The sequence below is a fragment of the Pantoea sp. C1E2 genome (assembly GCF_056491465.1).
Genome location: NZ_JBSZHT010000002.1, coordinates 3364872 through 3378482 on the forward strand (window position 1 = coordinate 3364872; position 13611 = coordinate 3378482).

Below are 13611 nucleotides of genomic sequence, written 5' to 3' on the forward strand. Positions count from 1 at the left end.
CTAACCAAACGATTGCGTACGGCGGTGCGAAATGGGGTAAAACCTGCTACCGCAACGGCGGAACGATGCCGCGCGGAGAGCCGGGAAATTACGGCGATGAATCCTACCCGTTCTGCATGAACGAAGCAAAAAATACCGTTTGGTTGCACAAAGTGAATTGTAAGAATCGGTCGCGGTGCACAAAAAAACCGGCCAGTGAATGGCCGGTAAAGGGGTGGCTACAGGGAGGTGGGGATTTTCAATACTTCATCGGGTGATTAACGGGCGGCATAAATGCCGCCACTACAAGGGACTAACGGTAAATCTCTGCGGTGCCGCTCCACAGGCTGGAGTCGCCTGGGTTCTGCACGCCAATCACACGGTAATGGCTGGCGCCCATATCTTCCGCTTTTTGCGACAGCTGACGGGTTGCATCATCGAGTGAACCACGTACGCCGCTGATGGAAACGGTGCCGCTGCTTTGCAGGTTTTCCGCCTGCTCAGCACTTAAAGGTTGCGCGGCGAAGGCCGTGAAACTTGCGGTGGCAAGCAGTGCAGCAGTCAGAATGGCAATGGGTTTCTTCATCATTTGCTCCTGTTGTCGTCCGTTCATAAAAGTGATTACGCTGCAAATTATCAGCGATGTAATGAAAAGCAGGCACAGCAGGCCGTAAAGCCGTTCAATAATTCGCCAGCTAACGACATGCAATCCAGGGAAAGGTAAAGAGAAGTGGATTTCTCTGCTAAAAGTAACCTGATGTGACGATTCCGGCTCGCTGTCTGCCAGGCGCTGCCTTATAATCCCACGCTCTTATAAGGGTTTTATTGTGATAGTGAAACGTCCTGTTACCCGCACCATGGCCCGTGCTTTGAGCGCGATTGTATTGTTATCGCTGCTCACCACCGGTCTGGCGCTGTTAACGCTCTCTAGCAGTTTACGTGATGCCGAAGCGGTGAATGTCGCCGGTTCGCTGCGCATGCAAATATACCGCCTCGCCTGGGATACCACGCGCGATCCGCAGCAGCTGGCGCAGCACATCCAAATCTATCAGCAAACCCTCCGCTCACCGGCTTTGCAGCATCTGGAACGACCGTGGGTGCCGAAGGAAGTGTCCAGCCGCTATCGCTATCTACGCGACAGCTGGCCGCAGTTGCAGCAAACGTTGCAGCCTGAACGCGCGCAGATCTATCAGCAACGCGTTGCCGGTTACGTCAGTGAGATCGACCGTTTTGTGCTGGCGCTGCAGCATTACGCTGAACTGAAAATGCATCTGGTGGCGGCCAGCAGCCTGTTTGGTTTCCTGGCGATTGTGGCGCTGGCGCTGTGGACCATCCGCTTTATTCGTCGCAACGTGGTGCGCCCGCTGGATTCACTGGTCACGGCCAGCCAATACGTTGAGCAGGCGAATTTCAGCTTTCCGCCGTTATCGATTTCCCAACCCACAGAACTCGGCGTGTTAGCTCAAGCCTTTACCACCATGGCCGAACGGCTGCACTCGCACTATCGCCTGCTTGAGCTGGCGGTGCGTAATAAAACTGAAGATCTCACCCAAGCCAACCGCACGCTGAAATTACTCTATGAAAGCTCACAGATCCTCACCAGCAGCCCACTGAACCCAGAGTTGTTCCAGGGATTGCTGCGGCTGGTTCAACGTCGTGAAGCGTTGACCGTATTGAGCATCACCAGCGACGGCATTGATTTTCAGGCGGGCGTGGCGGAAGGCGATCTCGAATGGCAACGTTTGCCGTTGCAGCAAGAGGATCAACGACTCGGCGAACTGTGCTGGCAAACGCGGCGAGCACCTCCTGCCGATGAACTGATGCAAAGCCTGGCCAACATGCTGGCGCGCTCGCTATGGATTTGGCAGACACAAAAACAGTACCAGCAGATGCTATTAATAGAAGAGCGATCCACTATTGCACGTGAACTGCATGATTCGCTGGCGCAGTCGCTCTCTTTCCTGCGCATTCAGCTCACGCTGCTGCGCCGCAACGTCGATAATACCCAGATCCAGGCGCAATCCATTATTGCCGAGTTCGATCGCGCCCTGGCCGAGGCCTACCAGCAGCTGCGCGAGTTGCTCACTACCTTCCGTCTGACCATCGAACAGGCGGATTTAGTACAGGCGATGCAGGCCATGATCGCCCCGCTGCAGGAACAGTCCCACGCCGCGATCGCCTTCGATTATCAATCGGGCCTGCAAACGCTGGATGCTCAACAGCAGGTACATGTGCTGCAGATCGCACGCGAAGCGCTGCTGAACGCTATTCGCCACGCGCAGGCACAGCAAATCCATATTTACTATCAGCGCGATGCAGATGCCTCCCACCTGCTGACCATTGAAGATGACGGTTGCGGCATTCGCAGCCTTGAAGAGCCACCAGGCCATTACGGCCTGACGATTATGGCGGAGCGCGCTGCCCGACTTTCCGGCAGCTTACTGATTACTCCGCAGACACGCGGTACGCGCGTCACACTGCGTTTCCCACCACGCCCGACACACCGGCTGGCTTAACGCGATACACTTATGTTGAATGGACCTTGACTGGAGAACTTATGGCACCCTCTTCCCTGACGATTATGATCGTCGACGATCATCCGCTGATGCGTCGTGGTATCCGCCAACTGCTGGCACTGGAACCGCGTCTGGAAGTGGTGGCCGAAGCCAACAACGGCACCGAAGCGCTGGCTGAGGCGCGTCGCCTGTCGCCCGATGTGATCCTGCTCGATCTGAACATGAAAGGCATGTCGGGTCTGGATACCCTGAAAGCCCTGCGCCACGAAGGTATCGCCTCCCGTATTTTGGTACTGACCGTTTCCGACGCGCGCAATGATATTTACGCCATGGTCGATGCGGGAGCCGATGGCTATTTGCTGAAAGACAGCGAGCCGGAATTATTGCTGGCGCAGGTGATGCGCGGTGCATTGGGTGAGAATGTGTTTAGTGAAGTCGTGGCAGACTATCTGGCGACGCGACAGCCGAGCGCCAATCCTTTCAAACAGCTCACCGAACGTGAACTGGATGTGCTGCAGGAAGTCGCACGTGGCTTGTCCAATAAAGAGATTGCCGCCACCTTGCATATTTCCGAAGAAACGGTAAAAGTGCACATCCGCAATCTGCTGCGTAAACTGGATGTGCGTTCACGCGTCGCCGCCACCGTGTTATGGCTTGAGAGCCGCAATGTGTAGCAGCGCACAGAATCCCAGCACGACATTTACACTTTCTCCATAATTTATCCACGATTCTCTAATTTGCGCCGCGTACAGTAAGCAGCAGCAGGAGTTTTCGGGATAGCACCTTGCACTCCGCCGACGTGAAGCCGACCGCGCTTCACGTTTTACATAATAAAAGTAAAAAATACGCAGCTGAGGAGTGTCGGTTCCATGTCGAATTTTTTTATCGACCGCCCCATTTTTGCCTGGGTTTTGGCTATTTTGCTTTGTCTTTGCGGCACACTAGCGATCATCTCCCTGCCCATTGAGCAGTATCCCGATCTCGCACCGCCTAACGTGCGTATTACTGCCAACTATCCCGGTGCCTCTGCGGAAACGTTGGAGAATACCGTCACCCAGGTTATCGAACAGAACATGACCGGCATCGATAACCTGATGTATATGTCTTCTAACAGCAGTAATACCGGTCAGGCGCAAATCACCCTCACCTTTACCGCTGGCACCAATCCTGATGAAGCACGCCAGCAGGTACAAAATCAGTTGCAAACTGCACTGCGCAAACTGCCTGCCGCCGTTCAGTCTCAGGGCGTGACGGTGAATAAAACCGGTGACAGTAATATCCTGATGATTGCGTTTGTCTCTACCGACGGAAGTATGGACAAACAGGATATTTCAGATTATGTCGCCAGTAACATTCAGGATCCGCTGAGCCGCATCGACGGTGTCGGCCAGGTGGATGCCTACGGTTCGCAATATGCTATGCGAATCTGGCTCGATCCCAACAAACTGATCGCCTATGCGCTGACCACGGATGACGTGGTGACGGCGATCGAATCGCAGAACACCCAGGTGGCGGTCGGCCAGGTCGGCGGCTTGCCGTCGGTGGATAAACAGGCGCTCAATGCCACCGTGAATGCGCAGTCTATGCTGCAGACGCCAGAGCAGTTCAAAGCCATCACGCTGAAAAACAACAGTGATGGTTCGGTAGTGACGCTGGGCGATGTGGCCGACGTGGCGATGGGCGCGGAGAAATACGATTTCCTTAGCCGCTACAATGGCCAGGCGGCTTCCGGTCTCGGCATTAAGCTGGCGTCCGGTGCCAACGAAATGAACACCGATAAGCTGGTGCGCGCCCGCGTGGAAGAGTTATCGCACTACTTCCCGCACGGGCTGGAAGCCAAAGTGGCTTATGAAACCACGCCGTTCGTAAAAGCCTCGATCACCGACGTGGTGAAAACGCTGCTGGAAGCAATTCTGCTGGTGTTCCTGGTAATGTATCTGTTCCTGCAGAACTTCCGTGCCACGCTGATTCCGACCATTGCCGTGCCGGTGGTGCTGCTCGGCACCTTCACCGTGCTGTATGCCTGCGGATTCAGTATCAACACGCTCACCATGTTCGCGATGGTGCTCGCTATCGGCCTGCTGGTGGATGACGCCATCGTGGTGGTGGAAAACGTCGAGCGCATCATGAGTGAAGAAGGACTTTCACCGCGCGCCGCCACGCGAAAATCGATGGGCCAGATTCAGGGTGCGCTGGTTGGTATTGCGCTAGTGCTGTCGGCGGTTTTTGTGCCAATGGCCTTCTTCGGTGGCACCGTGGGTGCTATTTATCGTCAGTTCTCGATCACCATTGTCTCGGCGATGGTGTTGTCGGTGCTGGTGGCGATGATCTTAACTCCTGCCCTGTGCTCGACGCTGCTAAAACCTCTCGAACAAGGTCACCATCACGGACGGCGCGGCTTCTTTGGCTGGTTTAACCGCAACTTTAACGCCAGCGCGGAACGCTATGAGCGCGGTGTCGCTCGCATCCTGATGAAAGGTGGCCGCTGGCTGTTGCTCTATCTCGGCATTATCGGTCTGATGGCGTTTCTGTTTCTCCGCCTGCCAACTTCATTCCTGCCGCTGGAAGACCGTGGCGTGTTCCTCACGCAAGTGCAGCTGCCGCCGGGTGCGACGTTAGAGCAAACCTCCAACGTGGTGGCGAAGGTCGAGAACTATTATATGACCGCCGAGAAAGATAACGTGCTGTCAGTGTTTTCAACCATCGGTGCCGGTCCGGGCGGTAACGGCCAAAACGTGGCGCGCCTGTTTGTGCGCTTGAAAAACTGGGAAGAGCGTCCAGGCAGCGATCGTACCTCGTTCGCCATTATTGACCGTGCGACTAAAGCCTTCCATAAGATCAAAGAAGGCCGCGTCATCGCCAGCAGCCCACCGGCGATTACCGGCATGGGCAGTTCTTCCGGATTCGATATGGAGCTGCAGGATCACGGCGGTGTCGGCCATACGCAGTTGATGGCGATGCGTGACAAGTTGCTGGAACTGGCCGACAGCAATCCGGCTTTATCTCGCGTACGTCACAACGGTCTGGATGACAGCCCGCAATTGCAGATCGATGTCGATCAGCGCAAAGCGCAGGCGCTCGGCGTATCTCTTGATACCATCAACGACACGCTGACCACCGCATGGGGTTCAACCTATGTGAATGACTTCCTCGATCGGGGTCGTGTGAAGAAGGTGTATGTGCAGGCAGGTGCGGAGTTCCGCATGCTGCCGGGCGATATCAATAAGTGGTACGTACGCAACAGCATCGGCACCATGGTGCCCTTCTCCGCCTTCGCCACCAGCCGTTGGGAAACCGGTTCGCCGCGCCTCGAGCGCTATAACGGCTACTCATCGCTGGAGATCGTCGGTGAAGCCGCCAACGGCGTCAGTAGCGGTACCGCGATGGATGTGATGGAGAAACTGGTGGGCCAATTGCCGTTAGGCGTAGGCTTCCAATGGACCGGAGCTTCTTATCAGGAGCGTCTCTCCGGTTCGCAGGCGCCTGCGCTGTATGCGATTTCGCTGCTGGTGGTGTTCCTGTGTCTGGCGGCACTGTACGAGAGCTGGTCGATTCCATTCTCCGTGATGCTGGTGGTGCCGCTCGGTGTGGTCGGCGCGCTGGTGGCAACCTGGATGCGCGGACTGGAGAACGACGTCTACTTCCAGGTTGGCTTGCTCACCGTGATTGGCTTGTCGGCGAAGAACGCCATCCTGATCGTGGAGTTCGCCAATGAGATCAACAGTAAAGGGCGTGAGTTGCTGGAAGCCACGCTGGAAGCTTCGCGCCAGCGCCTGCGCCCGATTCTGATGACGTCGCTGGCCTTTATCTTCGGTGTGCTGCCGATGGCGATCAGCAGCGGAGCTGGTTCCGGCAGCCAGCACGCGGTGGGTACAGGCGTAATGGGCGGCATGATCTCCGCAACCGTGCTTGCCATCTTCTTTGTGCCGTTATTCTTTGTGCTGGTGCGTCGTCGCTTCCCATTGAAAGATAAGCCGCACGATTAAAACCGGAGTCATAAAAAAAGCCGCTATGGAGACATAGCGGCTTTATTGCTTTGTGTGGTTAGAATTACAGCAAGTTGGGAATGCCCTGCTTTTCTCTTCGCGTATTACTTACTACGTAACATCGCTTCGATGAATTCTTTCCAGTTTCCCATTTCGGTGTCGACCATCGTACCCTCTCTTATTGTAGGGCTGATTCTACGCCGTTTTTTTCTACAGGTGAATACGTTTCCACCACTTGTCACCATCGGTAAAAGCGCACAAAAGCGTCATTTTGCCGAAATTGCGTACTGACGCACATTTCAGCAACCCGTTATCACCACAGGGAAAAATCACTGAGGTTAGCAAAAGTCGCTTTTGCGAGATTAGGATAATTCTTAGCGCCCTGATGATGCCGCTGGCGACTATTTATGACGTTAATGAAAACGTTTACTGGATCTAATAAGTAACTTTGATAACGCCAAAATAATCATGAAAAAACAAATAAATCGCTGTGCCCGCAGCCGTGAGGGTCACAGCCACGAAAGCGCTATGGTAAACTCGCGCTTTATTTTTAACAGGACGGGAATAAGCGATGACAGCGCAGTGGGTGATGTACGGAATTAAGAATTGCGACACCATAAAAAAAGCACGCAACTATTTAACCGCATCCGGCATCGACTATCGTTTTCACGATTATCGCGTAGATGGCATCGATGATGCGCTGCTGCAATCCTTTATCGACCAGCTGGGTTATGAAGTGCTGCTGAATACGCGCGGCACCACCTGGCGCAATCTGCCGGAAGCCGAGCGTGAAGCCGTCACCGATGCGGCCAGCGCGAAAGCTGTGATGCTCGCTCAGCCTGCCATTATCAAGCGTCCGGTATTGTCTGCGCCGAATGGCGACCTGCTGGTCGGTTTTAAAGATTCCCTTTATCACGCCTTTATCCAGGAGAAGTCATAACATGTTCTGTCCGGTCATTGAGCTGGCTCAGCAGCTTATTCGTCGCCCGTCATTGAGTCCGGATGATGCCGGTTGTCAGGGGCTGTTGGTGGCGCGTCTGGAAGCGATTGGCTTTACGGTCGAGCAGATGCATATCGGCGATACGCTGAACTTCTGGGCCACGCGCGGCCAGGGCGAAACTCTGGCGTTTGCCGGTCACACCGACGTGGTGCCACCGGGCGATGCTAATCGCTGGATCAGCCCGCCGTTTGAGCCTTCGATTCGTGATGGCATGCTGTTTGGCCGTGGTGCCGCGGACATGAAAGGATCGCTGGCCGCGATGGTGGTGGCAGCAGAACGTTTTGTCGCGGCTAATCCGCAGCACAAAGGGCGTCTGGCATTCCTGATCACTTCCGATGAAGAAGCCAGCGCGGTTAACGGCACGGTGAAAGTGGTTGAGCGTCTTATGGCGCGCAACGAGCGCATGGATTACTGCCTGGTGGGCGAGCCTTCCAGTACCGAAATCGTTGGCGACGTGGTGAAAAACGGCCGTCGCGGTTCGATGACCGCTAATCTCACCATCCACGGTGTGCAGGGTCACGTGGCCTATCCGCATCTGGCCGATAACCCGGTGCATCGCACGATGCCGGCACTGAATGGGCTGGTGGCCACCGAATGGGATCAGGGCAACGAATTCTTCCCACCCACCAGCATGCAGATTGCCAACGTGCAGGCCGGCACCGGCAGCAATAACGTGATTCCTGGTGAATTTTTCGTGCAGTTCAACTTCCGTTTCAGCACCGAACTCACCGATCAGATGATCAAAGAGCGCGTTGCGGCGCTGCTGGATCGCCATCAGCTGCGTTATACCCTAGAGTGGAATGTTTCCGGTCAGCCGTTCCTGACCTCGCGTGGCAAACTGGTTGATGCCGTGGTAAATGCTGTCGCGCACTATAATGAAATTAAGCCACAGTTGCTGACCACAGGCGGCACCTCTGACGGACGCTTTATCGCGCGGATGGGTGCACAGGTTGTGGAGCTGGGCCCGGTGAATGCCACCATTCATAAAATCAATGAGTGCGTGAAAGCGTCAGATTTGCAGATGCTGAGTCGTATGTACCAGCGCATCATGGAACAGCTGATCGCTTAAGTAAGCACGCTAAAGGAGCAATGGGATGGAATTCTTTAAAGAGTACTGGTGGATCTTAGTGATCCTGCTGATGGTCGGTATTTTAATGAACGTTTATAAAGATTTAAAACGTATCGATCATAAAAAATTCATGGATAACAAACCGGATTTACCACCGCATCGCGACTTTAACGATAAATGGGACGATGACGAAGACTGGCCGAAGAAGAAATAATTGCGGTTAACGTTTCCCCTGTAAACCTGACGGCGTGATTCATCGCGCATCTGATAGCGAACTGGCTACAGTAATGCGCGATTTATCTCGCCGTTTGGTTAATTGCCAACCTCACTGTCCTGCCATCACATCATCATGATGACATCATCATCGCCCGGTTTAGCACCGCTGAGCGCCTCGTCAAAATATCGACGCGGAATGGTATAACGCAGATGATTCAACGCCAGCTGCATGCTGCGGTCATCAATCGCGTGCGGCAAATCGTCCACCACATCCAGCGTCACATCGCCTCCCAGCGCGGTTAATCGCTGCATGGCAGCTTCGGCATGCTCCAGCGGGATCTGCTCATCATAATCACCGTGGATCAGGTGGATGGTATTCCGGGAACTGGCACGCTCCGGCAGTGTGCTGTAGCGACCACTGAACACAATCGCGCGTCCTGCCAGGTCGGCTTGCGCTTTCACGCCTTCCAGAACCATGGTGCCGCCCTGCGAAAAACCCACCAGCGCGGTGGCTTCCGGCCGAACACCCGATGCCTGCTGCCAATGGCGCACCGACTCCACAAACATCGGCATCACGGCATTGATACCCTGCTGCTCTGAGCGGTCATGCGCGGGGATATCCGCAAACCATTGGCGACCCTGCGGCTCGCTCGCGGGATAAGGCGCGCCCACTGCCACAACGAACGCTTCCGGAAACGCTTTTGCGAACCAGTTGCCGACTTGTGCCATCGAATCAGGGTTGTCATTCACGCCGTGATACAGCAAAAACAGCTGCGCAGCGTGCGTCGGTTGCTGAACAATTACATATCGTAGTGCCATAAGATCCTCCTCAAATCACTATACGCCGCTGAGGCCACAGTGATATTGGGAAAATTTGAACGAGATAATGGATTTATTGCAATGATGCCAACTGCTGATGCCACTGTTTCGCGCGGCTGGCATCACACTGCATCAGGGCCGCAGCCGCTTCCTGTCGGAGACGTAGCACCAGTGCCTTGCGGCCACTGATGGCGGCTTGTTGAGCGACCTCAGTCAGCGCTTGTTTTTGCACAAGGATGGCTTCAAGTAGCGGTTGCGAGGAGGCGCGCACCAGGCGCTGTAAAACGGCATAGCTCGCTTCATACGGCCGCTGCGCCCAGGCGAAGCCTGCCAGAAGCGGCCAGTCATCATCATTGAGTGTTTGCGGGTGATCTGTGGTCTCGAAGGGAAGATCAATAATGTCGCGCAGCCACACGGCGTCACGCGCAAATCGCTGAGCCGCTTGCTGCTGCAGTCGTTCTCCTGCCGGCGTTAAGGCGCGTATCGCCATCGCCGCATAACAGCCGCTGCTGGCTTCACGCTGTGAGCCGATGCGCACCAGGGTAAAGCCACAACGCTGCCAGAACTGCCACAGCGTCTCGGTATAGCCAAAACTTACAGAAAGGAAATCGCAGCCATCTGCCTGCTGCTGTGCCGCTGCCACCAGCGCGCTACCAATGCCACGCTGCCGTTGTGCGGCGAGCACGGCGATACGACTGATGCGCTGCGAGAGCAAGGTGGCGGCTTGCGTAAATCCGGCATGCGCAGCCAGTGACTGTGCGACCAGATTGCCGCGCGGGCGGCGTAAACCTGCCCAGACCGCTTCAGCCAGCGGCTCCTCTAACCCACCCTCTTCCACCAGCCACAAGGCACCGACAATATTTTCCGGCGTACCAGCCAGCCAAAAGCGCATGCCCGGCGCATCCAGCATGCGACGTAGATCCAAAGGAGAAGTGCGATAGTGCGCGCTCGCCAGCAGACGATAACCTGCTTCCAGTACCCCTTGCTCAGGCGTGGCCGGGAAAATCGTTATCTCGCCGCCAGTTTCGCTTTCTACAGCATCCTCAAACAGCAACGCCTGGCTTAGCCACTTTTCCAGCGGATCGTTGGCAGACCAGCGCAGCGGTTCATCGAGCTGGAAATGTTTTACCTGCGGCAAGGTGGCGCAGAAACGCAGCATAAAGCCGCGCCCGGTGCCTTCATAACCCTGCACGGTAGTGGTCATCAACACGCGCGGAAAACGTTGAACCAGCTGTTGTAACAACGGCGCTGGAATCGCAGCCGCTTCATCAACAATCAGCCACTGCACTGACGGCTCAGCATCCATCGCAAGAATGGCATCTGGCGCCATAAAGTGAAAATGTTCACCGGCAAACGCCGCCAGCACTTCAGTGGAAACTTTGGCGGGTGCCGTTACCAGGCAGTGCTGATTATGCTGCGCCAGCATGCCGGCCAGCGCCGATTTACCACGCCCGCGCGCGGCAGTGATCACCGCCACGCCGGAGTGCATCACCAGCAATTGTTGCAGGATCTGCGCTTGCTGCTGTGGTGCCTGGCAGTGCCAATCGGGTAAATCCAGCAAGGCAGGTGCGCGCTCAGGTTGATGCTGATGCAGTAACTCGGATGCGCGAACAGGCTTATGCCGATGCAATAATTCAGGTGCGCGAACAGGCTGCTGGTGCTGGTGCTGGTGCTGGTGCTGGTGCTGATCCAGCAACATGACCTGCTGATCCTGCTCCATTAATTGCTGCAGATGATGAATAAAATGAGGCGTGGCGATGGGTTCAGCGACATCGGCCCAACGCAGGCTGTCGTCATCCGGTTGCGTGGCCCAATCGTGCCACGGCGGCGTCAGTAGCAACAACCAGCTTCCCGCACGCAACGTGCCTGCCAACGCCGCAAAGGCTTCAGCATGGAAACCGCTGCGCGCATCGAAAATCGCATGCTGGAATTCACGCCCCAACAACGTACGCAGTGCAGCAGGGGCAACACGTTGGGGGAAATCATCGTTGTCGCTGAGCGTCAGCCAGTCACCGGGCAGCGCCGCACGCCATTCGACCGCCTGTTGCAGCGCCCAGTCAGCTTCACCGGAGACGACGCACAAGCGTCGAATACCCGCACGCTGCATCGCGGCGGTGATATCAATTAATGACATCAGTTAGAGGCGAAGGTGTTGCAGTCGCCGGGATTACCGCTGTCGAAACCGCGTTTAAACCAGGTATAACGCTGCTGTGAAGTGCCGTGTGTGAAGCTATCCGGCACCACGCGCCCCTGACTTTTCTGCTGCAGTCGATCATCACCAATCGCTTCTGCCGTATCCAGCGCTTTCTTGAGATCGCCCACTTCCAGCATATTTTGCTGCTGCACATAATGGCCCCACACGCCGGCAAAGCAGTCCGCCTGCAGTTCCATTTTTACTGACAGCTGATTGGCTTGCGCCTGAGTGGCACCCTGCTGCATCTGACGCACTTTCGGCTCGATGCCAAGCAGTTTTTGAATGTGATGGCCAACTTCATGGGCAATCACATAGCCCTGCGCGAAGTCTCCGCCCGCACCCAGTTTGGTTTTCATATCATCGTAAAACGAAAGATCGATATAAACGGTTTGATCTGCCGGGCAGTAAAACGGCCCCATCGCCGACTGACCGGTGCCGCAGCTGGTCGAGGTAGCATTGCGATACATCACCAGCTTAGGCGGTACATACTGTTTGCCCATTTTCTGGAACAGCGTGCCCCAGGTCTCTTCGGTGGTGGCGAGAATCACCTTGGTGAATTTGGCATCCTCATTATCCTGCGCAGAGTTAACCGGGCGCTGTTGCTGTTGCGTCACCGGCGTTTCCCCTTGCAGCAGCGCGGTGAGGTCATAACCGTAATAACCCGCCACCGCCACCACAATCAGCAGGATGATGCCGCCTTTGCCGCGCGGCAAACGGATTTGCCGCCCGCCGCCGCCACCCATTCCGGGTGAATCATTGCGACGATCTTCTACATTGTCGCTTTCACGACGACCTTGCCAGCGCATGGCTCGCTCCTGTTAAAAGGTTTTGCATGATTTTAGTTGGCGGCGTTGCTAATCACCAGCGTTGCGGCGCAAGCGTAGCGAGATTGAGAGAAAGGAGGCGAATTAAAGTGTGCAGGAATAGCAGAAACAGAAAAGGGCGTCATCAATGACGCCCTTACGGCAAGATTTCATCAGGTGTGCAGTGATGCACACCAATTGAAACTTAATCCAGTTTCACACCCAGGCGGTGCGCCACTTCTTCATACGCTTCGATCAGGCCGCCGAGGCTCTGACGGAAACGGTCTTTGTCCATTTTGTCCATGGTCTCTTTATCCCACAGACGCGCGCCGTCTGGCGAGAACTCATCGCCCAACGTCACTTCGCCATTGAACAGACCGAACTCCAGCTTGAAGTCGACCAGGATCAGACCCGCGTCATCAAACAGTTTGCTCAGTACGTCGTTGGCTTTGAAAGTCAGTTCCTGCATGCGCGCCAGATTGGCTTTGCTCACCCAACCAAAGGTCTCGCAGTAGGATTCGTTTACCATCGGGTCGTGTTTGGCGTCATCTTTCAGGAAGAGATCAAACAGCGGTGGATTGAGCAACATGCCCTCTTCCACGCCCAGACGTTTTACCAGCGATCCTGCCGCACGGTTGCGTACCACGCACTCCACCGGCACCATCTCCAGCTTTTTGACCAGCGCTTCGTTTTCCGACAGCAGCGCTTCCATCTGGGTCGGAATGCCCGCTTCCTGCAATTTGGTCATGATGAAATGGTTGAACTTGTTGTTCACCATCCCTTTACGATCAAACTGCTCGATTCGTGCACCGTCTCCTGCTGACGTATCGTTGCGGAATTCAAGTACCAGCAGATCCGGATTGTCGGTGCTGTATACGGTTTTCGCTTTACCGCGATACAACTCAGCTCGCTTTTGCATCTCATTAACTCCAAACATGAAAGAACCCGTGTTCAGCGGTGTTTCACCGCGCGACGACTGCCTGACGCAATCGTTTACTTCGCCGGGCGCTATTATGCCAAAATCAAAAC

At 55.4% G+C, this 13611-nt stretch carries 12 protein-coding genes; 6 read left to right on the forward strand and 6 right to left on the reverse strand.

The window, feature by feature from the left end; all coding sequences use genetic code 11:
* Positions 1–292: 292 nt before the first annotated feature.
* On the reverse strand, positions 293–565 hold the full coding sequence (locus ACXI0A_RS16105) for a YdgH/BhsA/McbA-like domain containing protein (protein ID WP_224930695.1): 273 nt from the start codon (positions 563–565) through the stop codon (positions 293–295).
* 241 nt (positions 566–806) lie between these two features.
* Here ACXI0A_RS16105 and narQ point away from each other — a divergent pair, with 241 nt between their 5' ends.
* The 3 genes from narQ (at position 807) to acrD (ending at position 6481) form a co-directional block, all read left to right on the forward strand.
* A complete protein-coding gene (narQ, locus tag ACXI0A_RS16110) occupies positions 807–2495 on the forward strand; it encodes a nitrate/nitrite two-component system sensor histidine kinase NarQ (protein WP_476147738.1) in 1689 nt (562 codons plus the stop codon).
* A gap of 41 nt (positions 2496–2536) precedes the next feature.
* Positions 2537–3169 carry a response regulator gene (locus tag ACXI0A_RS16115; RefSeq protein ID WP_224930689.1) on the forward strand — a complete coding sequence of 211 codons (633 nt, stop codon included), beginning with the start codon at positions 2537–2539 and terminating at the stop codon, positions 3167–3169.
* Positions 3170–3364: 195 nt separating this feature from the next.
* Positions 3365–6481, forward strand: a complete 3117-nt coding sequence (acrD, locus tag ACXI0A_RS16120; RefSeq protein WP_476147736.1) for a multidrug efflux RND transporter permease AcrD — start codon at positions 3365–3367, stop codon at positions 6479–6481.
* A gap of 104 nt (positions 6482–6585) precedes the next feature.
* On the opposite strand, the gene ypfM is transcribed toward acrD, so the two are convergent.
* On the reverse strand, positions 6586–6726 hold the full coding sequence (ypfM, locus tag ACXI0A_RS16125; RefSeq protein ID WP_414004118.1) for a protein YpfM: 141 nt from the start codon (positions 6724–6726) through the stop codon (positions 6586–6588).
* Between the two features lie 326 nt (positions 6727–7052).
* Here ypfM and ACXI0A_RS16130 point away from each other — a divergent pair, with 326 nt between their 5' ends.
* The 3 genes from ACXI0A_RS16130 to ACXI0A_RS16140 are packed head-to-tail and all read left to right on the forward strand — an operon-like array spanning position 7053 to position 8764.
* Entirely contained in the window at positions 7053–7421 is a 369-nt protein-coding gene (locus ACXI0A_RS16130; RefSeq protein WP_476147735.1) for an ArsC family reductase, read from the forward strand.
* A 1-nt stretch (position 7422) separates the two neighbouring features.
* Entirely contained in the window at positions 7423–8550 is a 1128-nt protein-coding gene (dapE, locus tag ACXI0A_RS16135; RefSeq protein ID WP_476147733.1) for a succinyl-diaminopimelate desuccinylase, read from the forward strand.
* 25 nt (positions 8551–8575) lie between these two features.
* Positions 8576–8764, forward strand: coding sequence for a YpfN family protein (locus ACXI0A_RS16140; protein WP_224930675.1), 189 nt, complete (start codon positions 8576–8578; stop codon positions 8762–8764).
* Between the two features lie 125 nt (positions 8765–8889).
* On the opposite strand, the gene ypfH is transcribed toward ACXI0A_RS16140, so the two are convergent.
* From ypfH to purC, 4 genes are all read right to left on the reverse strand, one after another.
* Positions 8890–9585, reverse strand: coding sequence for an esterase (gene ypfH / locus ACXI0A_RS16145; RefSeq protein ID WP_476147731.1), 696 nt, complete (start codon positions 9583–9585; stop codon positions 8890–8892).
* A 73-nt stretch (positions 9586–9658) separates the two neighbouring features.
* Positions 9659–11719, reverse strand: coding sequence for a GNAT family N-acetyltransferase (locus tag ACXI0A_RS16150; RefSeq protein ID WP_476147730.1), 2061 nt, complete (start codon positions 11717–11719; stop codon positions 9659–9661).
* Positions 11719–12585, reverse strand: a complete 867-nt coding sequence (ypfJ, locus tag ACXI0A_RS16155) for a KPN_02809 family neutral zinc metallopeptidase (protein ID WP_224930667.1) — start codon at positions 12583–12585, stop codon at positions 11719–11721. Before ypfJ ends, ACXI0A_RS16150 begins: the two co-directional genes overlap by 1 nt.
* A 202-nt stretch (positions 12586–12787) precedes the next feature.
* Positions 12788–13501: a phosphoribosylaminoimidazolesuccinocarboxamide synthase gene (purC, locus tag ACXI0A_RS16160; RefSeq protein ID WP_476147728.1), complete on the reverse strand. Its 714-nt coding sequence runs from the start codon at positions 13499–13501 to the stop codon at positions 12788–12790.
* Positions 13502–13611 lie beyond the last annotated feature (110 nt).